The organism is Flammeovirga sp. MY04, from assembly GCF_001682195.2.
GTDB lineage: Bacteria > Bacteroidota > Bacteroidia > Cytophagales > Flammeovirgaceae > Flammeovirga > Flammeovirga yaeyamensis.
In genome coordinates, this window is the sequence record NZ_CP003561.2 from 2,061,616 (window position 1) to 2,086,375 (window position 24,760).

Annotated in this window: 16 protein-coding genes; 8 read left to right on the forward strand and 8 right to left on the reverse strand. The window is 35.0% G+C overall.

The genetic code is table 11. The annotated features are described in order from the left end of the window. Nucleotides 1-70: 70 nt before the first annotated feature. The 4 genes from MY04_RS27340 to MY04_RS27355 all read left to right on the forward strand — a co-directional run bounded on the left by MY04_RS27340 (nucleotide 71) and on the right by MY04_RS27355 (nucleotide 1,479). On the forward strand, nucleotides 71-574 hold the full coding sequence (locus MY04_RS27340) for a hypothetical protein (protein WP_066216434.1): 504 nt from the start codon (nucleotides 71-73) through the stop codon (nucleotides 572-574). 98 nt (nucleotides 575-672) lie between these two features. Then, the gene (locus MY04_RS27345; RefSeq protein WP_158297955.1) at nucleotides 673-813 is read left to right on the forward strand and encodes a hypothetical protein; all 141 of its coding nucleotides are present in this window, start codon (nucleotides 673-675) and stop codon (nucleotides 811-813) included. A 24-nt stretch (nucleotides 814-837) separates the two neighbouring features. Continuing rightward, entirely contained in the window at nucleotides 838-1,245 is a 408-nt protein-coding gene (locus MY04_RS27350; RefSeq protein WP_066216437.1) for a hypothetical protein, read from the forward strand. Nucleotides 1,246-1,278: 33 nt separating this feature from the next. Then, nucleotides 1,279-1,479 (forward strand): hypothetical protein, encoded by a 201-nt coding sequence (locus MY04_RS27355; RefSeq protein ID WP_066216440.1) that lies wholly within the window; start codon nucleotides 1,279-1,281, stop codon nucleotides 1,477-1,479. Here MY04_RS27355 and MY04_RS27360 read toward each other — a convergent pair. Both MY04_RS27360 and MY04_RS27365 read right to left on the reverse strand, forming a co-directional pair. After that, nucleotides 1,474-2,106, reverse strand: a complete 633-nt coding sequence (locus MY04_RS27360) for an HAD-IA family hydrolase (protein WP_066216443.1) — start codon at nucleotides 2,104-2,106, stop codon at nucleotides 1,474-1,476. The genes MY04_RS27355 and MY04_RS27360 overlap by 6 nt on opposite strands. A 174-nt stretch (nucleotides 2,107-2,280) precedes the next feature. After that, on the reverse strand, nucleotides 2,281-2,490 hold the full coding sequence (locus tag MY04_RS27365; protein ID WP_066216445.1) for a hypothetical protein: 210 nt from the start codon (nucleotides 2,488-2,490) through the stop codon (nucleotides 2,281-2,283). Between the two features lie 500 nt (nucleotides 2,491-2,990). On the opposite strand from MY04_RS27365, the gene MY04_RS27370 reads away from it, so the two are divergent. The 3 genes from MY04_RS27370 to MY04_RS27380 are packed head-to-tail and all read left to right on the forward strand — an operon-like array spanning nucleotide 2,991 to nucleotide 8,423. Continuing rightward, complete coding sequence (locus MY04_RS27370) at nucleotides 2,991-4,082, forward strand: efflux RND transporter periplasmic adaptor subunit (protein WP_066216448.1); 1,092 nt, start codon at nucleotides 2,991-2,993, stop codon at nucleotides 4,080-4,082. Nucleotides 4,083-4,086: 4 nt separating this feature from the next. Continuing rightward, entirely contained in the window at nucleotides 4,087-7,122 is a 3,036-nt protein-coding gene (locus MY04_RS27375) for an efflux RND transporter permease subunit (protein ID WP_066216450.1), read from the forward strand. Next, entirely contained in the window at nucleotides 7,119-8,423 is a 1,305-nt protein-coding gene (locus MY04_RS27380; RefSeq protein ID WP_066216453.1) for a TolC family protein, read from the forward strand. The genes MY04_RS27375 and MY04_RS27380 overlap by 4 nt, the downstream gene beginning before the upstream one ends. Before the next feature lie 171 nt (nucleotides 8,424-8,594). Here the strand turns inward: MY04_RS27380 and MY04_RS27385 are convergent, their stop codons facing one another. Continuing rightward, complete coding sequence (locus tag MY04_RS27385; protein WP_066216455.1) at nucleotides 8,595-9,290, reverse strand: hypothetical protein; 696 nt, start codon at nucleotides 9,288-9,290, stop codon at nucleotides 8,595-8,597. 182 nt (nucleotides 9,291-9,472) lie between these two features. Here MY04_RS27385 and MY04_RS27390 point away from each other — a divergent pair, with 182 nt between their 5' ends. After that, the gene (locus MY04_RS27390; RefSeq protein ID WP_084006179.1) at nucleotides 9,473-10,786 is read left to right on the forward strand and encodes a glycoside hydrolase family 71/99-like protein; all 1,314 of its coding nucleotides are present in this window, start codon (nucleotides 9,473-9,475) and stop codon (nucleotides 10,784-10,786) included. A 94-nt stretch (nucleotides 10,787-10,880) separates the two neighbouring features. Here the strand turns inward: MY04_RS27390 and MY04_RS27395 are convergent, their stop codons facing one another. The 5 genes from MY04_RS27395 to MY04_RS27415 all read right to left on the reverse strand — a co-directional run bounded on the left by MY04_RS27395 (nucleotide 10,881) and on the right by MY04_RS27415 (nucleotide 24,752). Next, entirely contained in the window at nucleotides 10,881-13,463 is a 2,583-nt protein-coding gene (locus MY04_RS27395; RefSeq protein ID WP_158297956.1) for an outer membrane protein assembly factor BamB family protein, read from the reverse strand. Nucleotides 13,464-13,586: 123 nt separating this feature from the next. Beyond that, nucleotides 13,587-16,961: a fibronectin type III domain-containing protein gene (locus MY04_RS27400; RefSeq protein ID WP_066216461.1), complete on the reverse strand. Its 3,375-nt coding sequence runs from the start codon at nucleotides 16,959-16,961 to the stop codon at nucleotides 13,587-13,589. A 131-nt stretch (nucleotides 16,962-17,092) separates the two neighbouring features. Continuing rightward, entirely contained in the window at nucleotides 17,093-19,423 is a 2,331-nt protein-coding gene (locus tag MY04_RS27405) for a T9SS type A sorting domain-containing protein (RefSeq protein WP_066216464.1), read from the reverse strand. A 159-nt stretch (nucleotides 19,424-19,582) separates the two neighbouring features. Then, entirely contained in the window at nucleotides 19,583-22,189 is a 2,607-nt protein-coding gene (locus MY04_RS27410; RefSeq protein WP_066216467.1) for a Kelch repeat-containing protein, read from the reverse strand. Between the two features lie 283 nt (nucleotides 22,190-22,472). Next, the gene (locus tag MY04_RS27415) at nucleotides 22,473-24,752 is read right to left on the reverse strand and encodes a GH92 family glycosyl hydrolase (RefSeq protein WP_066216470.1); all 2,280 of its coding nucleotides are present in this window, start codon (nucleotides 24,750-24,752) and stop codon (nucleotides 22,473-22,475) included. Between the last annotated feature and the right edge of the window lie 8 nt (nucleotides 24,753-24,760).

Here is a 24,760-nt window from a genome sequence, read left to right on the forward strand (position 1 = left end):
TTAATAGATTTGATAAACAACCACACTACACATTGAGTTTACAGCTCAAATCAATAAAATTGCCAATTAAATGAAATTATTACTACTAAATTTATTACTAATCTTTTTCTTCTCAAATTGTGATCAAAAAGATATATCAAACAGAGGATCCAAAAGTGCTCAACAGCTAATTAAAGTTTTCTCCAAAAAAGATAACGCCATGAGTTATCAATACAACTTATACAAGGATAGCACTTTCACAAAAGAATTTTATACCAATAAGATCGATAAAAACGATCAGGTAATATCAGCCACCTACCAATTATATTCTGGCACATTTACATCTGAAGCCAATACTATTATTTTTCATTCCACCTCTCTTTATTATGAGACCTATCAGGTATTTGCCTCTGATACGAGTCCGTCATTAATAAGTGGTTCTTTTGATGTAAATAATAAATTTCAGGAAAAGTATTTAGATCAGGCTTATTATCATCAGGAAGTCAATTTAGATCTACATTCTAAGTTTAAATTATTGCAAGAGTTTACTTCTTATAAGAAACTGCTCGCTAGTAATGAGCTCCAAAATCAATAAGCAAATATAAAATTAACACAGAGTTTACTGTTCACTTTCTTCATTGGTCAATCATATCCTTACTTTTGGGTAAACTAAGCTAGAACCTAATTTTACTAATGAAGTATTTAATTTTCACCCTCATCTTAATTACTACCTATTTCCCTATGAAAGCACAGGAGGTAGAAAGTAATTATACAGCAACTTTTTGGTCAAATAATTCCATTGAAAAGATAAATGATGAAACATTGACTCATTAATTAATTCTTGAGTATCTATATGGAATGAGAGAATTTAGTGATGATATGATTTACCTGGAAATCTATCGTTTCATATCGCATAAAAGTCAGAATGAGCATACCCTCGTTTACTATTTAAACACTTTTGATGATCTATTATTTCAACCTACATCAAAAAGTCGTTACGTCCCTTTTTATGAATTAATTGCGAATATCTATTTGAAGCATTCTGATATTAACGAACTATATAAAAAACGATTAATCTATCAGTTAGAGAATATCAATAAGAATTGGCAAGGAACTATAGCCAGTAATTTTAGGTATGAGCATGATGGAAAAATAAACCATCTTTTCGACTTAAAAAGTCCTTTTACTCTAGTGGTCTTTACGAATAGTGAATGTAATAACTGCATCAACAATTATAAAGCGATGAGTAACAGTAAGGATATCTAAAGAGCGATTGACAAAGGATATTTAAAAGTTTTGATGATCGAAAATTCTGGTAAATCCACTGAACACAAAAACGAAAAATGGATTTGGGGAAGCGACATTGATCAATTAATAGAGAAAGACGATCTCTATTATACCCCTTCCTTACCATCAATTTATCTATTGGATAAGGATAAACGCATCTATTTTAAAGATGCATCTTTAGAGAAAATTAATGGTATGTTCGAAAGGTTATAGGTCTAATAAATCCATCATTTTATCAAATGTCTTGACGCCTTTTTTGTTGAAAATTTCTTTTTCAGCTCCATCAACATAGGCCATCACTTGGAAACCTCCATTTAAAGCCGCTTCTACTCCAGAAAGACTGTCTTCTATTACAAGGCATTCTTCTGGAGAAAAACCTAATTGAGTAGCCGCATGAATAAACAATTTGGGATCAGGTTTCCATGCTTTAAGATCATAAGCACTGTATAAATGGTGATCAAAATACTGAATTAAACCTGTAGTAGTTAAGTTCAGTTGCATTTTAGACATTGGACCGTTTGACGCCACTGCATAAGGCAACTTCAGTTGAGAAAGTACCTCTTTGATGCCCTCTATTGGTTGAATGTCGGTTTTAAATGCAGCGAAAGTTTGTGCCCTAAATTGATCTTCAAAATCTGATGGTAACTCTACATCATATTCTTCTTCGATACAATCTAGAATCTGATTAAATGCCTTACCCACGAATTTATCCAATGCTTCTTGAGAAGTCATTGTTGCTCCATACTTGGCAAAGAGTTCGATAAACACTTTCATTGTAATCGATTCACTATCGACAAGCACACCGTCGCAGTCAAAAATTATTGCTTTAATCTTCATCATCTTTTGTTTGTTATTGATCTGACAAAGATATTATTTTCCTTAGGACTTACTAAATGAGGGTATTTTATTTTGATACTGAAAATATTGCATTAAAACATAAGGGTGGTATTATTACTAATCACCCTTATGTTTTATTTCCCTCAAACTGTTTTCAATCATTAGGTATTCGTAAAACTACAATCTGTTTCTTCTGATCTGACGCGCTCTTACTCTTTTCCTCACTGCTCGTCTTTTTACTCTACGCTTTTTCTTGACAACAACTACTGTAGTCGTTGGTTCACCTTTTACAATTTTAGTTTCTCTCTCAAGAATTTCAATAGAAGAGGCATTCGCATAAAAACTTGTAGCAAATAATACACAAATGAATAGAATGATATTTTTCATAGTTTACATTTTTTAAGTGAACATTCGATTCAGTAAAGGGATAAAGGTTTCATTTGTACTTGTTGTTTTAAAATTCTTTTATGAAAGCATAATATCTATTAGTTAATCAACTACTTACAATTCATATTTAAATCATAAATACACCCGGTTCGTAGAACGAGGGGTTACACCGCCTCGTTGGGGAGGATGAGTTGATGAAATGCTTTTTGATATAGCCAATTTTAAATTGAACCCATCGAGCTTAAATTTTACCTCTTCCCTCTTCCTTCTTACTTCAATTCCTTGCCCCCAGGAATAAATCCCTGAGCTTTTGATACATTACCCCCTAACCTATTAGTTATTAATTATTACCTAAAAAAACGAGCGTTAACTCAGCACCTCCTACCTACTACCTGCTACCTATCATTGTTCATTCGTTCGAACTTATTAACTCACAACTCTAAACACAGATACTATTCAATCGTTCAAATAGTCGTAACTTCATTATTACGAATAGAAACATGAAAAAATTCATTCTAACATTCTTATTTGCTCCTGTAATGCTCTCTTTATTTACAGGCTGTTCAGAACAAGAAACCGAAAAAAAGGAAATTATACGTCCCGTAAAATTATTAACCGTTGCAAATGAAGGGTTATTTAATTCAAAGACTTTCCCTGCTAAGACGAAAGAAACAAAAGAGTCAACATTGGCTTTTAGAGTTGGTGGTCCTTTAGTGAAATTAAACGCGGAAGTGGGACAACGTATTAAAAAAGGACAACTTATTGCTCAAATCGACGATAGAGATTTTCTAGTTGATTTAGAAGCAAAGAAAGCGAAGTTTATTCAGGCTAGAGCGGAAGAACAACGTTTTAAAGGTCTTCTAAAAAAGGAATCCATTCCACAAAATGAGTATGATCAAAAATTGGCTGCTTTTTTAGTAGCGAAAGCCAATTACGATGATGCTCAAAACGCACTAAAGGATACAAAAGTGTATGCTCCTTTTGATGCTGTGGTATCTGGAAAATTAGTGGAGAATTATCAAGAAGTACGTGCGAAACAAGGTATTGTAAGTCTTCTGGACTTTTCAGATACTGAAGTGAAATTCAATATTCCTGAAAATTTTGTTCGCTTCATCGACAAGGTAGATGAGTATAAAGTAACCATTAATGCCTATCCTGGTAAACAATTCAAAGCTTCTTTAAAAGAGGTAGGTGCACATTCTGAAGATGCATCAGGATTCCCTGTTTATCTGTTTATAGACGATGCTAAGAAATACAAAAACACTTTCCCAATTGGTTCTGGAATGACTTGTAACGTAGAAATGAAATTAAAATCTACCATTGATGAGGATGATTTTTATTTGATCCCAATTCATTCAATCGTTCAATCAAATAATGGAAATTCTGTGATGGTATATGATGCCGCATCTCATACGGTAAAAAGTCATAAAGTGATATTGGGTGATTTGAAAGGTCATGACCAAGTACAAGTAGTATCAGGTATTCAGGCGGGTGATCAAATTGTAGAAGTTGGTGGTCATTTATTGACAGAAGGTCAGAAAGTGAGAGTACTTGATTTCAATCCGACAACATCAGAAATAGCTAAACAATAAGAAGATGAGTATATCAGAATACGCTATCAAAAATAAAAAAGTAATACACTTTTTTCTAGTGGTATTACTTGTAGCTGGAATTAGCTCTTTCTTCAGCTTAGGAAAACAAGAGGATGCTCCCTTCACTATCAAACAAGTGATTATTACAACGGAATATCCAGGGGCTTCTCAATGGGAAGTAGAAGAATTGATTACAGAAGTGATCGAAAAAGAACTTCAGAAAGTAGGTCACTTAAAACAAATAAAATCAGAATCTAGAAGAGGCATCTCTCAAATCGATGTGGAGATTGTTCCTAACTACGATCCATCTCAACTTCAACAGAAATGGGATGAAATTCGAAGAAGAGTTCGTGATGCCGAAATAAACCTTCCAGAGGGTGCAGGACCGGTAAACATTAACGATAATTTCGGTGATGTATTGGGTATGTACTACGCATTAACTGCTGAAAAAGGAATTGATGCCACTACTTTAAGAGATTATGCCATCTATATCCAAAAGTCGATCAAACCCATCAAAGGGGTATCGAAAGTGGAATTATATGGTGAGCAACAACCGGTGATTAATGTAGAGATTGATCAAAGTAAATTGGCGAATTTGGGCATCAGTCCTCAACAAGTATTTGAGACGATCCGAAAGCACAATAAAATTGTGGATGGTGGTACATTTAATACTGGTCGATCAAAATTAAAGATTGATGCTACCAATGCTTTTCAATCTTTAGAGGATATCAAAAACTTGATTATCGATGAGAATCACCGTCAGTTTAGATTAAGTGATATTGCAGAGGTATCAAAAGGTTTCCAAGATCCTGCAGACGTTTTGATGAGAGTGAATGGTAAGCCGGCAATCGGTATTGCTATTGCCAATGAATCGGGACAAAATATCGTTTACACTGGAGAAAGTTTGAACGATAAGTTAGATGAACTTCAAGGAACAATTCCTGTAGGCTTAGAATTAGTAGGACTGTATCATGAAAATGAAGTGGCGCAAAATGCCAATATGGATTTCATCGATAACTTGATCATGTCTGTGATCATTGTGGTCTTAATCCTAGTGTTCGCTATGGGGCTTCGCCCAAGTTTATTGATTGGTTCTAGTTTAGTATTTGCCATTGTGACCACGTTGGTATTCATGGAGCAAATTGGATTAACATTGAACCGTACTACACTTGCTGCTATCATTATTGCAATGGGTATGCTGGTAGATAACGCCATTGTGGTGGCCGATAACGCCATCAATTCCATGAAAAAAGGGATGAAGAAAAAGGAGGCTTTAGTCAAAGGCGCGTCGGTGCCACAATGGGGTCTATTTGGTGCTACATTTATTGCCATTTTCTCTTTCTTACCATTGGCTATGGCCACAGATGATACGGCAGAAACCATCCAACCTTTATTCTATGTTTTATCGATCTCACTTTTACTAAGCTGGGTATTTGCACTCACACAGACGGTAGTTTATGGTGATTTCATGTTGAAAAAACCGAAAGAAACTTCTGATCCGTACAGCAGTAAATTCTTTAAAGCCTATAAGAAGTTAATCGAGAAATTGATTGAAAAAAGATGGTGGAGTTTATCTGGTGTAGTGGGCATCTTTATGTTGTTCGTCCTATGGGGAAACAGCGTAAAACAATCGTTTTTCCCATTTGTAGAAAAACCATTATTTAAAATCGAGTACTGGTTATCGAACGATGCCCCTATCAACTTTACGTATGAAGATACCAAACAGTTAGAAAATTGGTTATTGGAACAAGAGGAAGTAAAAACAGTATCGATTACCATTGGTAGTACTCCTCCGAGATATTATTTAGCTTCTGTTTCTTGGGCCAATACAAAGAACTTGGCTTCCTTCTTAGTGGAAACTCATTCTCCTGATCAAGTAGAAGGATTACTTAAAAGAGCTAGAGAATATACGGCAAATAACTTACCTCAAGCCATGACTATTTTCCAATTCTTTAAAGCAGCTCCTACACCAAGAGCTGAATTGGAAGCCTGCTTTATGGGACCTGATCCTAAAGTATTAAGAGAGTTGGCAGAAGAGGCAAAACGTAGAATGCGTACAGTAGCAACGGCACAAAATGTTCGTGATAACTGGAGAGAAAAAACGCCTTATCTACGTCCAGTATACTCTGAAGAAAAAGCAAGAAGAGCGGGTGTTTCTAAAAGCGATATTGCCACAGCAACTCGTATGATGCGCGAAGGTGTAAATGTTGGAGAATACCGCCAAAGAGATAAAAGAATGCCGATTTTGGTGAAAGATGCCAACAGAGAATCCTACGATAACAACAATTTGGGAACCATCCCAGTGATCAACAAAGACGGAAAAACAATCCTAATGGATCAGTTGGTGGACAGCTATGATGTGGGTTTCGAAGAGGCTTGGTTGTGGAGATTCAACCGTCAGAGAATGATTGCCGCACAATGTGATGTAGAGTTTGGTTTTGAATCTCCAGAAGTAGAAGCTGAGATTGTTCCACTTATCGAAGAGATGGAACTTCCAGAAGGATATACTTTGATGTGGGATGGCTTAAAACGTTATCAAACACAATCCAATGAGGCCATTTCTGCTCCCCTTCCAATTGCAGCAGTATTAATGGTTGCTGTCTTATTGATCCTTTTCAAAGGCTTCAGAAAACCTTTGGTTATCCTAGGTATTTTACCTCTGATTTGGGTAGGCATCATCTTAGGAATGAAGGTTTTCGGACAAACGATCGGATTTATGGCCATCCTTGGTCTATTGGGACTCGTCGGTATGGTGATTAAAAATGCCATCGTTCTGGTCGAGCAAATCGAAATAGAAATTGATAATGGACTGAGCGAATATGATGCCCTCATCATGTCGGCTTTATCAAGAACTATTCCGGTAGCTATGGCGGCAGCCACGACCATTTTAGGTATGGCCCCAATCATCAAAGATCCATTATTTGGAGGAATGGCGGCTGCAATTATGGGTGGTTTATTTGCCGCAACCATTGCCACGCTGATCGTCTTACCGATTCTTTATGCGATTTTCTTCAATTTAAAAAAGCCTCAACTATCATGAAAAAAATAATTATTTCCATGTTAATCATCTTGGGTGTTGGTCGTATGGCCAATGCTCAGGAGGTGATGAACTTAGATCAATATAGAGAGAAAGTCTTGCACTATAACCAAGACATTCGTTCGGCGAAAATGGGTATCGATGCTGCAGAAGAAAATATTAAAGCAGCTAAATCGGATAAAGGTCCGAAAATCGATGCTGGGGTAAAATACAATTATACGGGTCGTCCTTTCGATCCCAGTAATTTAAAACCTGTGGGTGCTCCCGCTGATGAGTGGTTGCCAATTCAGCATAACTACAATGCGAACGTGACTATCCGCCAAGATATCTTTAATGGTGGTCGTGTGAAATCGCAAATCAAATATGCAGAGTCGCAAAAAGATGCTCAAATAGCCATGACGACTTTAACAGGTAGTGAGTTGGTGTTCTATGCTGATCAGCAATATTGGGCAGCAGTTGGACAGAAAGAGTATTTGGCTCTAACGAGACAATACAAGGAATCAGTGGAAAGATTAGTGACGGTAGCGACCAATAAGTACGATGCTCAGGTGGTAAGTAAAAACGATGTTTTAATGGCACAAGTGAAGCTAAACAATGCCGACCTTGAGGTATTAAAAGCCGAAAATAGATTACAAGTTTCTATCATGTCCTTAAACAGAATGATGGGTGTGGAAGTGCAAACACCAACTCAGGTAATGGACTCGATTAGCTTTACCGAATTTATTTTTGAAGAAAATAGCATTGTCGAATTAGGTCTTTCTCAAAGAGCTGAATTACAACAAGCAGAAGCTGATATTAGAGCGAAAAATGCTTTAAAAAGTATTACGGCATCAAAATATAAGGGTAGAGTACATGTGTATGCCAAAGGTTTATACGGAGCTCCATCGCCTCAGTTTGGCAGAAACATGGAAGCCAATTATTATGCAGGGGCTGGATTTGCCATGCCGATTTATCATGGTGGCAAAAAGAAACGTGAGTTGGCAGCTAGACAAATCGCCACGGAACAAGCGATTCTTCAGAAAGAAAAAATGACTGATCAGGTGATTCTTGACGTTAACCAAGCACGATATTTATTAGACGAGGCCTCAAAAAGAGTAGAATTAACGAGAAGCTCTTTGGCCAATGCCGATGAAAACTTACGTTTGATTACAGATCGTTATGAGGATGGTTTATCTCCAATTATCGAAGTGATCAATGCACAAATCAATTGGCAACAAGCGTATGCTGATTTTATTGATTCTAAAGTACAACACAATATCAATAAATCGAATATGTTGAAAGCGGTTGGAGAATTATATAAATAGTATTTAAGTAAATCGAATTACTAATTCTTATATAAATATAGTAAAAGGTTGTCTCATCTATTTTGAGACAGCCTTTTCGCTTTTAAAATCTTCCCTTTATAAAAAAGAGAAACAGCAATTCACCGTTTCTCTTTATACTATATGATCTACATTATGATAGTACTACATGAATTATACTTTTTGCCCTTTAAGGCTATTATAATTAATTTCATCAATTTTTTGACTCTTTTTGAATTTTGCCAATTCTATTTTAAACCATTCTTCACTTGTCACTAAAGATCTTAACCTTTCATTATAAATATGAATTTGCTCATCACGTTTCACCCTTTTCTTAGGGTTTGATAAATCTGCAGAGTTAATAATTCGTAGAATAGACTTATACTGTTCCACCAAAGATTTTACATCGGCTTTCTTAGAGTCGGTCAAAGCCACTGCTTGATTTATCTCTTGAAAGTTTAAGAAAATAAAATCTACTTGATCACCACTAAGCGTTGATCCTTTTTTATCAATAAATTTTTTCTCCCTCTGCTTTACCACAGTGTATTTATACATAATAAGTTTTTCTTGTTGAGCAGGTGTTAACAACTCATCAATTTTTGCACTATTATGACTGTTGTTGGTCCAACGCATCAATTGTGCTTTCTTTGGAGGGAAATTTTGTGCGGCAATATCTTTATTGTTTTTGGTGTTATCCGCTTGTATTTTACTCCATAACTTAATGACATCTTTAGAAACGTTTAAGTCTTTTGATACCTCATTTGAGATATTGATCACAATATTATCGTGATATGTTTTCTCTTGTGCTAAAACAAAAAAAGTTGTTGAGAAAAATAGAATTAGTGTACTAAAAATCGTTTGTGCTTTCATTTCATCAAAAATTAAAGTTCACTTCAAAACTAGGTGTCACTAATTAAATTTTACCTAATAAATCATTAATTAATACCCTATTTTGATATCATAAATAAATATTATGAGCATTAATCCTATATTAAGCATCCTTTATGCCCTCCCATTTATTTTTAGGTTTTACAATAACTTTTTGAAATAAGATGAATGAATTATTAAAAAAACTAATCCTTCTGATAGGCATCATCACAGCTTTGACTTCTTTTTCGATAATAGATGAAGAGGGTGAAGCATACAAGAAAAAAAACAAACACAATAAGGTGTTTAAAAACACTACCGAAAATATGTCGGTGTACACTGGGTACCAAGGCTGGTTCAATACACCAACTGATGGTAGTCAACTAGGGTGGAAACATTACAAGCGACATTTCCATAAAGGCGGTGAGATTTCTCCTACGCAAATGGGAATTGAAGCTTGGCCGGATGTATCAGAATTTCCTAAAGAAGCACTCTATGATACTCCTTTAAAATTTAAAGATGGATCGACTGCTCAGCTTTTTTCTTCAGTACACCCCGCTACTTCTGATATTCACTTCCGTTGGATGAAAGAATACGATATTGATGCGGCCTTTATGCAACGATTTGTGACTGCATTAAAGAGTCCTAAAAAAGTAAACAACTACAATACAGTTTTAAAGAATGCAGTAGATGCTTCTAGAAAACACGGAAGAGCTATTTCGGTGATGTATGATTTGACTGGCATTGTTGGAGAAGATGGTGTCAACACCCTTATCAATGATTGGAAATCGCTTGTAGATGAATTGAAATTAACTTCTAAAAATGGTGATGTTTATTTGGGTCATGATAAGAAACCATTGGTAGCGATTTGGGGCGTAGGATTTGATCCAACGGGAACGAAAAGAAAATACGATCTAAAAGACTGTCAGAAAATAATTGATTTCTTAAAAAACGACCCTGTTTATGGTGGTTGTTCTATTCTAATTGGTGTTCCTACTTATTGGAGAGAAGGAATTAAAGATTCGAAAAGTGATCCGCTATTACACGAATTAATTAAAGAAAGCGATATCTGTTTACCTTGGTACACCGGTCGATTTAATAACAAAAGTATCAAAAAAGTATATCCTTTGATGAAAGCCGACAAAGAGTGGTGTGACGCTAATAATATTGATTTTATGCCTGTGCTTAGCCCAGGCTTCAGTTGGTCAAATTTATATCCTGATCAGCCGTTTAATCATATTCCTAGAGAGAAAGGTCATTACTTTTGGCAACAAATATACAGTGCTTCCAAAGCCAATGTAAAGATGGTGTATCTTGGTATGTTTGATGAACTAGATGAAGCCACTTGTTTCTTTAAAATTAGCAATAAGATACCTCAAGGTGTTCGTATGATTGATAATGAAGGCCTTCCTTCAGATCATATGCTGTGGTTAGCCAAAGAAGGTAAAAAGATGTTAGAGAAACGAAGTGAGTTGATGGAAAGTCAACCTCAGAAATAGTCAATAATAATTTGATAAGTTCAAGAGAATAAAAAAGGAGGTAGTTTAATTTTTTTGATTAAACTACCTCCTTTTTATATATCACAAGTTGCCTTTATTCTATAGCATACAAATAGCCATTTTTAATTAAAGCAAATACTTTATTACCATAAATACTCGGCACACTTTCTAACATGATTCCCCCTACGTATGTTCTCCAAATCACTTTTCCTTCAAAATCCAAACAAGTAAGAAAAGGATCTGCTGAAGAACCAAAAATGATATGTTGATCCGTCAAAACACTTGCTGTTAAACCTCCACCTCCATTGTAGGTCCATATCGGATCAAGGCTTTTAGAAAAGGGATCAAAAGCGACAATATCTGCTTGATAAGGAAGTTTGGTCACGCTTCTAATACAAGAACCTACCATAATATTTGAATTAACAGCTACAGTTCCGTTTTGTAAAAAACCAGGTGTTACTTTCCAGCTTTTCAATTTTTTGCCCGTCAGTAAATCCAATGCAGTAAGTCTATTTCCCGCTTCTTGCACGTATATTTTGTTTTTAAACAACACAGGAGCGGAAGAATCCGGTAATCCTCCTTTTCCATGATCAGGTTGTGTTTTTGTTCTCCAAATTAGCTTTCCTGTATTCTGATCGAAACAAAAATAATATCCTGCCCAAGAGCCTGTAATGACAATATCCTCATGAATAATCGGATTACAATATACGCCTGCAGGCCAACCATGTCGCATTTGGGTTAAGGGTTTATCTTCATTCGGAGTATCTTTTGAGGTGTAATACTTCCATAAAATTTTTCCTGTAGAAGCATCCACACTAAAAAAGTAGCCATCCATATTTCCCAAGAAAATTCTCCCATTTTTATAACCAGCTCCAATCCATACATCATCTAGTTCTTCTGTTTCCCAAACAGGCTGTCCGGTATCCTTGTCTAAAGCATAATATTTACCAAAACTGCCATAGGTTTGTCCGACAAACACCTTCCCTTCTGCTACTGCTGGAGTGGTAGAACTACTGCTTTTCAATTCAAATTTCCATAATTCCTTTCCTGTTTCCACATCGATAGCATTTACAAAACCATCAGGACTGCTTATGTACAATTTTCCATCGACAATTGTTGGAGAGGCTTGTTGACCAGATACTTCACCCGATGCATAAAATTGATCCTCTTTCCATACGCCATCCAACTGACTATGTTTCCAATTTACTTGTGCATCATTAAGGCTTAGAGAATATAACATCATGTTGCGATCGCTGCATACTACCCCTTGATTGTTTACTTGTAGATCTGCCATAAAACCATGGTCACTAATTTTCTTAGTCCATACTTTTTTAGGAGATTTTTTTCTTAAACGATACTTATACACATGGCCCGATAAGTCTGCAAAGTAGACATGATTATCAAAAATTTTGGGCTTCGATCTTACCCAATCATTTGTTGATATATCCCATTTCTTCTGACCTGAAACAACATCAAAACAATAAATTTTTTGATCAGAACCTCCAATAATCATATCAGATTGATGAAATACACCTTCAGAGTAGAATTCGTAACTTCTCAAATTCTTTTCCTTCTGATCTGAGTTTTTCCAAAGAACAGTTTGTTGTTGTTCATCAAAAGCAAATAATTCTTGCTCTTTATTTTGTAATACTATTAATTGATTTTGAATGGAAATTTTACCTCTTAAGGTCTCATCAAACGATTTTTTAAAAAGTACAGAACCAGTATTTTTATCTACTTTGAACAAGGTATTTTTATCTGTAGTAAAATAGACAAAGGTATCTACTTGAATAGGATCAGCATTCAACCGCCCTTCAACATTTAAACTCCAAACTTTATCCCCAGTACTTACTTCATTTGCTACTATTACTCTATCCCATAATTGATGAAGTATAATTTCTTTTGATGAATTGTTTTTCTTCTGACCTAACGCTTTTTTAGAGTATAGATGCTTTCCTGTTTGAGTATTAAAAGAATGTATCCAACCAGATGTCTTGATAATCAAACTACTACCTGATAATAAAGGACTGTATTTACTGCCGGCTGTATGATAAAAACTATCAGAAAATCGTTTGCCCTTCCAAAGAATTTCCCCTGTTTTTTCATCCAGACAATAGGCAATAATCTCAGAATCAGCACCCGAACAATAGACTTTTCCATCCTTCACAATGGCCGACGCTTTCCACCCATTTCGCTTAGGAAACTTCCAAATCACTTTACCCGTTTGAGGTCCAATATCGGTAGTATTCCCTGCCTGATGACCGTCTATTCCATGATAGTAAGGCCAATTTGTCTTCGTATTCCATGCCAACGATTTTGTACCTCTTATCTCTGGAATCCTTTCTCCATTTTTTATAATTTGTTCTAAAACTGCGAAACCTTCATCAATAAGTGCATACTTCTTTTGATCGTTCTTCACCATTAATAATTGATTGGCTACAGCATCAAAAGGTCGCATATCAAATCCTTGTTTTCTATATAACCTCCATAAACGAACAAGAGCCCCAAACCTTTCATTAATGTTATTTTTTTTGGTTTTACTATCAAAAACATCTTGTCGAATATGATCTAATTCCTGATCAGAACAACTGATAAAAGAAGTTACAGTAGTGCTATTTTGAGCATCAACTAAACTTATGGATATGAAATAAAAGAGTATTAGAATGTATTTTTTCATCTGATTTTTAATAAAAAACGGATTAAGGTAAATCATCTACCTTAATCCGTGTACACTTGTTAATCTATTACTGAAAAGTAGTCACTTTTAAACATCATAGCGATAGTTTAAAAAGTATTCTAATTAATTAAAGATGATTTTCTTCGTCACAATATGATCATCCATCATTAATTTAAGAATATAAAAGCCTGTTGTCTGTTTAGGTAGTGTAAAGCCATTAGCAAGTACTTTACCTTCTATTATTAACTGTCCTTTTATATCAAATAATTGATACTTAGAAATGGTATTATTAGTAGTTACTTCCATTGAAGAACTAGATGGATTCGGATAAGCTTTTACTTCAAATCGATCCAAATCTTCAATAGATGTTGGTATATCTTCTGTAGTTCTGAAAGTGATAAGATCACTCACTTCAGATTTATCACCTACTTGGTTTTCTGAGAATACTGAGATGGTATATTCTTGGTTTGGTCTTAAATCTTCGATAACCAAACTTGTTTCTTCTGTCTTAAACCAATTGCCATGCACGTCTACAGTAAAGGTAAGCCCCCAAGTTTCTGATACTTCCCAAGTAACTACTGCAGAGTTACTATTTATATCAGATACTTTGACATTCATTGGTTTTAAAGCACTTACGATACCATCTGTTCTTCCCGAAATAGTTTCAATTCCAGAAGAATTTCCAGCGAAATCAAATGCTTGAAGCGTGATTTCATAGACCGTACTTTCTTCTAAATTTTCAAATGTATAGGAGTTGTTTGATGTTTTTACGACTTCACCTCCATTCAATGTCAATTCATAATGACTCACCATTACATCGTCTACTGAGTGTACCCAGCTTAATGTCAACGCATCCATCATCACTTCTGTAAATTCCAGGTTCGTAGGATTCTCTGGAGGTGTAGTATCGTTGGCAACTTCATCGGCATCAGCACGACCGTTTCTTTGGAAAGCACCCACATCAATTTTACCATCCTCTTGTAATCTTAAATGATTTAATTGATCAATGATGAAACCATTTTGTTTAGTGAATAGAGAAGCATCTGCAAAGTTTACAGCTAATGCGTTTTCTCCAAATCCTACCACACCTTTGTCATTAATTTCATTCAGATTTAATACTGGAACATCGCTCGTAATTGTACCTGCTACCGTACCGTATTTTGAGTCGGTTGCTACAATAGATTCTTTTCCATTTGTGAGCACTACAGTGGCAATTAAGCTGGACATTACTTTTACCTTTTCATTGTCGTTGGCGATAACACTTAGGTTCGATTCTACTTCATTCGCTTTGCCTGAGTTAGACATGTTATTGTAAATCAATGAGTTTACAACTTCTACATCAAGTACTTTATTCGCAATTCTAAGTCCACCACTATTACCTGTATTATTTGTAGTATGATTCCCTACAATCGTCACGTTTTCAAAACGAACGATAGAGTTCTCTGTCGTATTAGCACCTCCGATAAAGATACCTCCACCTGCTGCTGTTGCGTTATTTTTATAGAAAGTTGAATTCTGAACAAACAATTTTGAATCATTTACATCATTACTCGCTTCTAGCATCATTGCACCAGCATGTTGTAATGAGCTATTCTCTTTCACTAATGATTGAATGATTTTTACATCAACATTCCCTGCGCTTGGATTCATATACAAAGCACCACCACTTTTACCAGATGCAACTGTAGCATTATTCATGAAAGTGGATTTCAATATCATGACTTCACCTTCTTGGATAGAGATGGCTCCACCATTTACAACGGCTGAGTTACCATCAAACACACAATTCTCTAAGGTTACTTTACCTTTACCACTAATTAAGAAAGCACCACCTTGTTGCGCATCTCCTTTGAAAGATCCATTACCATTGATAAACTGAATATCTTTCACATGTAAATGAACATTTTCATCATCTGAAGTAAAGTTGAAGAATTTAGTATTTCCTTCAGCATCAAGCACTGCATTGTTTTCACCAACAAGCATTACACTCTTTGTCCACTCAAAAGCTTCTTGATGTTTAACCGTACCATTCAATACGATTTCACCATCATTTTGTACCAAATCATAAGCCGCTTTTAATGTCGCTACTGCTGTTTCTTGAGTAGCTCCATCATTTGCATTATCTCCATCGTGACTTACAAATACTTTTTCGATTTGGTCATCTGGATTAGGATCAGGGTCTGGATCTGGATCAGGGTCCGGATCAGGATCTGTTCCTCCCCCATTTAAATAATCTTCTAAAGTAGTAGTCGCATTAATTTGATAAGCACCACAATCTACTTTTCCGTTTTCTGCAATACGAACATACTCTCTTTGGTCGATGAGTATATTTTCTTCAGTCACACCACTTAATAATGAAGCATCACCGTAATTTACCGCGAGGGCAGTTGGAGCAAAACCAATCACTCCATCAGCGTAAGCATTAAAAGTAAAATCTGGTATATCTTTTATTGTTGATCCATTCACAGTACCAATAGCAGAATTATTTATGGTAAGATTCGCTTTGTCTTCTTCCACTACAGTACCGACTATACTATTATTCAACGTCACATTTGTGCTTTCATCCACTGATAAATCAGCTGCTACATCTCCTGTGCTATAATTATCAAATAAGATAGAATTATTAATAGCAATATTAACAGCAGTATTTAGTGAACGAAGTCCACCACAATTATCTGCATTATTTGCTGATGAATTGTTCGCCATGGTTACATTTTCGAAAGTAACATTACCCACCCCTTGGTTGGCGATAAAAAATGCTCCCCCAGATAATGATACCGCGTTATTATAAAAAGTAGTATTCCTTACTTTTACATTCACTAAACTTGGATCAGTTGCTTTAATAGCTAAACCAATAGCACCACCATGATTATCTGTCGTATTATTTTCGAATAATGATTCTGAAATCGTTAAGTTAAATTTTTCTGTGGCAATTAAGTCACCATATATAGCACCTCCAGAGAATTTTCCAGGAAGATTATTATTTTTAAATGTACATTTCACAAAACTAAGGTTACCCTTTTGAACACCGAAAACACCACCATTTTTTGCTGCTGTATTATTTTCAAAAGTACAAGCTTCAAAATGAAGTGTTCCTTTAGTATTGATTAAGAAACCACCTCCCATCTGTTCATTTCCATTGAAGCTACCATTACCGTTTTTAAAACTGATACCTTCTACAGTAATTACTAAAGTTTCGCTTGGTGCTGTTACATTAAAGAATTTTACACCTCCTTGAGCATCTAAAGTGGCCTCATTTTGTCCTCTAAAAGTTAAGCTTTTAGAAATAGCTATCGCTTTAAGATGAACAACAGTACCATCAATAATGATCACATCATTATTCACGCTATTATTCACCGCTTTTTCTATGGAGTTGTATGCTGTTTCTAGAGTAGTCCCATCACTATCATCTCCCGTGCTTGAAACATAAATATCCTTGGCGGAAATAAAGTTTGCAGACACCAAGAAACAAAGAATAAATAGTATTTGCTTGTGCATGTCTATAAATAAAAAAGTTTTAATTTCATTTCGTTTCAATTGATAGTCAAAACTATCTAAGTAGTGCTAATTTTTCTTTAATAAAAGTTTAATGAACGCTTAAATAAAGAAAAATTAGCTATTAATAGGTCTTATTGTTTGATAATTTTATAGGATGTTTCGTTTATATAAAGTATATAAACACCACTATTTAAGTTACTTACATCAATCTGATCTCCATTTCCTTCAGCCAAGACAATTCCAATTAAATTAAATAGCTTATAATTTGATTTTTCTGAAATATGAAGCACATTCTTCACTGGATTAGGATATACTTTCAATTTATTTTGATGATTATTTTCTACATCAGAAATCACACTATCCCTTCCGTTTGATGCAGGATCTCTCCAATACCATTCAATCGTATTATTATCAATAAAATCTGTTTCTTTGATAAACGCTCCTTCTGAATTGCTTTCCGCAGTAACGTATTTTCTTGAAGCATAATTTCTTAGATAAAAGTGTTCATCATCTGTTTTCTCGATAAACCAACGTGTTTTATTTCCCGTCCACGATTTTGGTTTAAGAAGTAAATTTCCGTCTGCTCCATTTGGTGCCCATAATTTCTGATCCATCGCCTTGTTGATAAGATAGAAAGTGTCGGCTTCGATTACTTCTACTTCCCATCTCATAAAATCACCTACCCAGTCGGCATTTCCATAATATATTTTGGCATCTGTTTCTACTTCTTGTGGTCTGAACCCTAAACCTGCTGCTCTATTTTTTACTAGAACAAGGTCAGTAGGTAATTCTGAACTTGGAGGCGTAGGTGTTGAATTATCCGGAGAAATAGGTAAAGTAGATTGAATTGGAATAGTACCCAATACCATTTTTCTGATTTCTCTAGTCACCTTTAAATACCAATCAGCAGGATACGTATTTCCTTTCCAATTATCAGAATTTAAGTGCAAGAATTTTCTATCTGCAGTAAATTGATCAACATCTGGAGTCTGTGCTTCGCTTGTCACACATTTATAGATTGCTGTTCCTTCATCTACTTCATCAAAATTGGCAATCATTAAGTTCTGAGCACCTGCTTCTAGGAACTTATAGGCTTGTCTCCAGAAAAACTCTCCTCCATTTCTTGGTGTGACATTATATGCACCGTTGATATTGTACCATGAGAAACCAGGGAAAATTAATGGCAAATAACCTACCGATTTTCCTTCACTATGCAGCTCATTAATACGAACCATATCCGGAATAAGAACTGTTTTGGTCCAGTTATCTACTCCTCCATCCGATTGATAACGATTCACTAACCAAGGCTGAATCATGTCATAACTCTCGTACACTTCTTTCCAATCGTTTGAAGTGAATGAATCTCCACCACCCACATGCCACTTACTTGGTACACCTCCAATAATATAGGCTGCATACTTTTCTTTGTACTCCGGGTGGGTAGGATCTGTAAATCTTCTGATCGTATTTTTTGCTTCTGCAGCGGTAATCCCCGAAGGTCTATTTTTAAAACCAATACCATAAATTCGTAGCACCGGCTTATTGTTTTTCATCAAATATCTTGGATTTGATACCCAATCTTTATTATCGACCACGTCTTTCCAATCCTCCCACATTTCTTCAAGATAATCTCTTGTGTCTGCGTTATCGGCATTCGGATTGGTCGTTAGGTTATAAAATATAGCAATTCTCAAATCTGGAGATGCATACTGATCATTGTTAGTCGCATTCAACATTTTTTGCATTACTGTATTTCTAAAATTCTTAAAGTTGGTATTGTTGGCGAGTGGTTCCAAGAAACGTCCGACAAAGAAAGCTTGTAAACCGTATTCCGACATCCAAGAAACATGGGTATTGGCAGTCGATTGATCTGCATTAGAGTACAAATAGGCAGCCGATCCATTATTCATGGTAATATCCGTTTTCTCACGGTCAGGGTAATCACTCTCATTCACTAAAGGCCAAAGGTCTTGTGTAGGGTGATTTTGATCGTTATTATTCTCAAACCAGTGATTCCATCGATTTAATGAACCATCATTAGGCGTACCAAACCAACCTTGGTAACCCACTGTTATTCTTGCTCCACCAAGTAATACGTTTGCATTTACCTTAATAGATGAAGTCGCTTGAGGATTAGACCCAAACTTAACATACATCGTTTTGTCGCCTGTAGAAGCACTAGCCAAAGGAGTTGCAGTCAGTGTATACTCCTTTCCACCACTCACACTCTTTGCCGCTGCTTGTTTCCAAGCTACTGTTGTAAATGCTTCTCCAGAAGCAAATTTTACTTGAAGTGCGTCGTTGTTGTTGAAAGCCTCTCCGCTTGGAATAAAAAGTTTGATTTCCAATCCGAAGGGTGTCCCCGAATAGACTTTATTGGGGTGATTTAGCGTTTGTATTTCTCCAGCCATAGCTGTGAACTGAAGAAAAATGTAAGTACATAGTAAAATTAGTTTTTTCATTTCTTACGGTATTTCATTTCATTAATTAATGAGTACAAACAAAGGCCGACAATGCTAATTTTTACTTAATAGGTTGTTAATCATATAAAAAAAAGAACCCATTAATCGTTTTTTAATAGAAACTTGGGTTCTTCTTATCATTATTTTTTGAGGGACTTGTTAGATAAACTTATCCTCTACATTCTTTAGGAAATCTGCATACGATTTTTCAAACGGTTCATCGTATAGCAATTCATATTCCTGAGTAAATTTTTCGAAAATATCTTTTGCCGTACTGTGCATACCATGCGATAACAACAGCTTACATTTTATCTGTATGGCTTCCTCATTTAAAGGGTCATACTTTAAAATCAAATCACTTACTTTTACCTTTTCCTGATGACTCAAGTCCAATTGATCAGTAATAAGATACTCATACAAAGTTTCAATAATATCATTCACTATGGAGGAGAGTATTTCCTCTAACCACTCGTAGTTTGTCCCTAATAATAATTTACCATTCTGTATAATCTGAGTAATTTGCAATAAATTGTCTTTTGATATTTCAGCATCTAATAGATTTTTCAACTCAAATATTGGAAAGTTGACCTTATCGCTATACTCAAATTGCCAGAAGTCTCCATTTTTCACCAACTGAACATCTCCAATTTTTTTACACAGATGACGCAGTTTTGTGATGTTTACACTTCGGTTATTTCTTGCCTTATTTTTAGGCATATCATACCAAAACAAATTAGTCATCTTCTCTACCGTTACCCCTCTTCCATTAGAGAATTGGGATAAACTGATAAGTATAAATAACTGTTTGATTAACGGAGTGAATTCATTGGATATATCATTTCCTTCAATGTCTGTAATTCTAAATCCACCAAAAAAGTTAATGGTAGAAAGCATTTTTACTTCTTCTTTTTCTACTTTTTTGATGTTTACTTCAGGACTTACAATTTCTTCTTGAACGGGTTCTTCTTTTGTAATTTCTTTTTTAACAAGTGGTATATCATCTTCCTTATCTACCACTTCTTCTTTTATCAGATGTGCTTTTTTCTTTCTCTTAATAAAGAATATTCCAACGCCTAAAACAGTGGCTACCAATACAAGATAATAGTAATTCATACCATGTGTAGTGGCTTCGTTAACGATTTCATCTTTATGAAAACTTAATCCACCAAAAGCATCTAAACCATATAATTCTAGTGTAGAGTTATTTCCCGTTTTATCGATAATTAAGGCATAGTATTTCTGAAAGTTTTGATCATACTTCAGGTCAACTACAGTTTTCACATCGTTAAATACAAAAGGAATTTTGTTTCCTGTTGTTTTGGAAGTGCCTGATTGAATATCAAATTGTACTAACTCCAACTCATTATTAAATCGATGATTATCATACGTTAAAGCGTAAAAATGCTGATGATCATTTTCAAATAAAATTGTTCTAGAAGGAACCGTTGTTTTTTGAGAAACTGGCCATTCTTGTACATTTTTCAACTCTTTGGTTTTTACATCAAATTGATATAAATCGTAATAATTTTCTGGATTGATAATCTGAACGCCTGAACGGCTACCATAACCACCGAATAACATAAATTTATCCTTTGCAATTTGCCCAACAGCTGTAAAATATCTTGGTGAAATAGAATCACCTTCAATTTTTATTTCTTCAAAAACACTGTTGTTCACATTATATTTCACAAAGTCATTGGAGTAAGCATGGTTCCCATAACCACCAAAAAAGTACACCAAAGAATCTCCATCGTTATGTAAAACCGTATGATGTGTCGTAGAATTATTGTTCGGAAAGTCAGATTCAATCTTTTTTATTGATTGATTGTTGACGTTATAATCATAGAATAAATTGTCTCTTAGGTTATAACAAATAAACTGATGATCATTGATTTTTAATAGACGAAGACGCAAATCGCTCTTTAACGGAAGAGGCATATTTCCTACCTTGCTTTCTGTTAAAGTTGACATTTCTACGGCAAAAAGCATTTGATTATTCACATAATATAGTGTGTTTGCTTTATCATCATAATAATACAATGATCCATAGACTTCTTTCTTTAATTCAGGATGCCAAGTCGAATGAAACTCTTTTAACCAAACAGGATTAATGACTTTACCATTGTATTTTTCGTTTTCAAGACAATGGGCAACTTGATCGCTTTCTTCATCTAAAGGCCAAGTCAATTGTAAATCATCCGCTTTTAATTTAATATCTCGAATAGAAAAAGGAGGGACGTCGTGTACTTTGAAGTAAGGGTTATTATTTGCACCAAAATAAAACTTTAGACTTTTAAAATCCTTCATAAAATCTACTTTGTGCTTGTATTCTTTTCCGTCTATAGAAATTAGAAGTTGTTTTTTGTAAACATCGATTTTTAAATCAAAATTCACCCATTTATTTAGTGGATTCTCAGTTGAAAAATCAAATTGTATGGGGGTAATGTTATGATCATAAATTACACTAAAATCTTTAAATGTATTCGACCCATAATTGTAGACGATATCAATGTTTCTATGAGAATCATCAATAATCCTTAGTAAATAACCAAAATAATGATTCGGTGATTTATTGAAAAGTATATCCGCACTAAGGTGCATTTGATGCTGAACATCAACCTTTTCGATTTCTAATAACTTTAATCCACTTCGTTTATCTACTTCAACATTATGATTATCAAACTTTAAACCAGATGATTGCGAAAAAATTGGTGGAGTATATATTGTTAGTAAAATGAATAAAATATAGTATAAAAATCTATTCATATTAAAAGTATTAAATCGTGTAATTCAAAAGCTTAGTATATATTTTATAGGAGAAAAAATTGGACACTCCTCAGATTATGTAAATATACAAATTCACTTGTTAATGTAACAGGAGTTGAGAAAGAATCATTATATTGATGTCTAAAAAATACAATATCTGTGTTGATTATTGTATATCTACAAAAAACATATCTGCCTTAAATTTAGACAGATATGTTTTATGGTGTCTCCTTATTTTAGCAGTTGTACATTTGTACTGCTTTTGTCTGTGCAAAAGGATATATTAGATAAGCTTTTTACCGTCTTGAGGTTCGTTGGTCATTACAAATTCCAACGTTTTGCCATCCATTATATCTTGATGTTGAATAAAAGGAGTAGTCAATTCCTTACCGTCCAACATCATTTTTTCTATGTATTTGTTTTCTTTACTGTTGTTTTGTGCCCTAACAGTAAATACTTTTCCATTTTCCAGGTTGATATTGACCTCATCAAACAGCGGTCGACCAATAGCGTAGGTAGTTGTACCCGGGCTTACTTGATAGAATCCCATACTACTTAAAATGAACCATGCCGACATTTGTCCACAATCTTCATTTCCAATAATACCTTCTGGAGTAGCTTGGTAGTGGTTTTGCAACAAGTAATCGACCATATACTGCGTCTTACTTTGTGCACCAATGTAATTATACAAATAAGAAATATGATGACTTGGTTCGTTACCATGTGCATACTGACCTACCATACCTGTAATATCGGCACTTGCATGTTCTCCAGCCAATTCAGAACTTGTTAAGAAAAGAGTATCTAATTTCTCTTCCATCAGTTTTTCACCACCCACTAACTCGGTTAAACCTTCTACATCGTGAGGTACAAACCAGCTCCATTGGAAAGCATTCCCTTCTGTATAATCGTCTTTTCTATGACGACTATATCTTGGATCGAATGGCTCTCTCCAACCTCCGGTACTTAATTTTCCTCTCATGTAACCTGTCTTTTTATCAAAGTATTGAGTGTATCTCTTAGAGCGTTCTAGATATTCTTTATGAATATCTTCTTTCCCTAATTCTTTGGCCATTTGAGCAATACAAAAATCGTTATAAGCAAACTCTAAAGCTTTAGAAACCGATTCGTTTTCCAAATCTGAAGGAATATAACCTAGTTGATCGTTGTAGTATTTTGCCATTGGCATTACTTTCTCCTTAATGATCTCATCATGATACACAAAGTTGTAAGTTGAATCAAAACGACTAGCTTTCAACATGGCTTCGAATGCTTTTTCAACATCAAAGTCTCTTTGACCTTTCATATAAGCATCAACAATCACTGGTACAGAATGATAGCCCGTCATTGTTCCCGTATAATTTCCCCAAAGTTCCCATTTAGGTAGAATTCCACCTTCATCATATTTTTGTAATAACGAACGGATGTATGCTTGATTCTGTGTTGGCTCAATAATGGTCATCAAAGGATGGAAAGCTCTGAAAGTATCCCAAAGTGAGAATACAGTATACGATTCTCCCTCTGCAATTTTCCCATCGATTGTTCTATGACGTTTGTCAACATCAGAAAAAGTCATTGGAGCAATAAAGGCGTGGTACATCGACGTATAGAAAATCTCTTTTTGCTTCTCATCTTTCCCTTTGATATCAATTAAAGCCATTTTTTCTAACCAAGCTTTTTCAGCTTCCAATTTGGTTTGATCAAACTCCCAATGATTAATTTCTGCTTCAAGGTTTTTCTTGGCACCTGCGATATCCACACTACTAATGCCCACTTTTACTTTCACAGCTTCGTTATTCTTTGTTGAGAAAGTTAATACTGCTTTCGCATTTTTACCTTCAAAATTATCGGATACTACCTTATTATTTCCAGAATAAATTTGATGAGTAAATGGTTTCTCAAATTTAGCATAGAAATATACGTAGTGTTCTCTAGCCCATCCTTTTGTATACTTTAAACCTGAAATCTCCGTATCACTTACAATATTAATGATATGCTTCGGATTATTGTGATTGGCTAAAGTAGGCGTTAGATCAAGTATAATTCCCGCTTTTTCAGCTTCTGGAAAAGTATATTGATGGAAACCGGCACGAGAAGAAGCTGTCAACTCTGCTTTAATATCGTAATCTTCCAAATCTACTTGATAATACCCCGGAGTGGCCATTTCATTCTCATGAGTAAAACGAGAACGGTAACCTTCGTCTGGATTTTCTGCGGAACCCATGTTTAATTTAGCCTCACCTGTAAAAGGCATAATCAAAATATCTCCTAGGTCGGCAATACCTGTACCTGATAAATGCGTATGAGAAAAACCGATAATAGAAGAATCAGAATAATGATATCCACCGCAGGCATCCCATCCTTTTAAACGCGTATCCGGGCTTAATTGTACTAATGCATTTGGTGTAGTCGCACCTGGAAAAGTGTGTCCATGGTAACCTGTTCCAATAAATGGGTTAACATACGACAATACCGATGTGGTTTCCTCCGACGTATTGTCGTTATATTTTTTACACCCAACGAGGAGTAAAAAAGGGAGAATTAAAAATTGAAAAAATCGCATAATTATCT

Bases quoted from the DNA above. Each gene is read 5' to 3' on its own strand.
- MY04_RS27380 (WP_066216453.1), top strand. From the start codon at position 7,119: ATGAAAAAAATAATTATTTCCATGTTAATCATCTTGGGTGTTGGTCGT.
- MY04_RS27390 (WP_084006179.1), top strand. From the start codon at position 9,473: ATGAATGAATTATTAAAAAAACTAATCCTTCTGATAGGCATCATCACA.
- MY04_RS27395 (WP_158297956.1), bottom strand. From the start codon at position 13,463: ATGAAAAAATACATTCTAATACTCTTTTATTTCATATCCATAAGTTTA.
- MY04_RS27365 (WP_066216445.1), bottom strand. From the start codon at position 2,490: ATGAAAAATATCATTCTATTCATTTGTGTATTATTTGCTACAAGTTTT.
- MY04_RS27405 (WP_066216464.1), bottom strand. From the start codon at position 19,423: ATGAAAAAACTAATTTTACTATGTACTTACATTTTTCTTCAGTTCACA.
- MY04_RS27360 (WP_066216443.1), bottom strand. From the start codon at position 2,106: ATGATGAAGATTAAAGCAATAATTTTTGACTGCGACGGTGTGCTTGTC.
- MY04_RS27410 (WP_066216467.1), bottom strand. From the start codon at position 22,189: ATGAATAGATTTTTATACTATATTTTATTCATTTTACTAACAATATAT.
- MY04_RS27415 (WP_066216470.1), bottom strand. From the start codon at position 24,752: ATGCGATTTTTTCAATTTTTAATTCTCCCTTTTTTACTCCTCGTTGGG.
- MY04_RS27350 (WP_066216437.1), top strand. From the start codon at position 838: ATGAGAGAATTTAGTGATGATATGATTTACCTGGAAATCTATCGTTTC.
- MY04_RS27345 (WP_158297955.1), top strand. From the start codon at position 673: ATGAAGTATTTAATTTTCACCCTCATCTTAATTACTACCTATTTCCCT.
- MY04_RS27355 (WP_066216440.1), top strand. From the start codon at position 1,279: ATGATCGAAAATTCTGGTAAATCCACTGAACACAAAAACGAAAAATGG.
- MY04_RS27340 (WP_066216434.1), top strand. From the start codon at position 71: ATGAAATTATTACTACTAAATTTATTACTAATCTTTTTCTTCTCAAAT.
- MY04_RS27400 (WP_066216461.1), bottom strand. From the start codon at position 16,961: ATGCACAAGCAAATACTATTTATTCTTTGTTTCTTGGTGTCTGCAAAC.
- MY04_RS27375 (WP_066216450.1), top strand. From the start codon at position 4,087: ATGAGTATATCAGAATACGCTATCAAAAATAAAAAAGTAATACACTTT.
- MY04_RS27385 (WP_066216455.1), bottom strand. From the start codon at position 9,290: ATGAAAGCACAAACGATTTTTAGTACACTAATTCTATTTTTCTCAACA.
- MY04_RS27370 (WP_066216448.1), top strand. From the start codon at position 2,991: ATGAAAAAATTCATTCTAACATTCTTATTTGCTCCTGTAATGCTCTCT.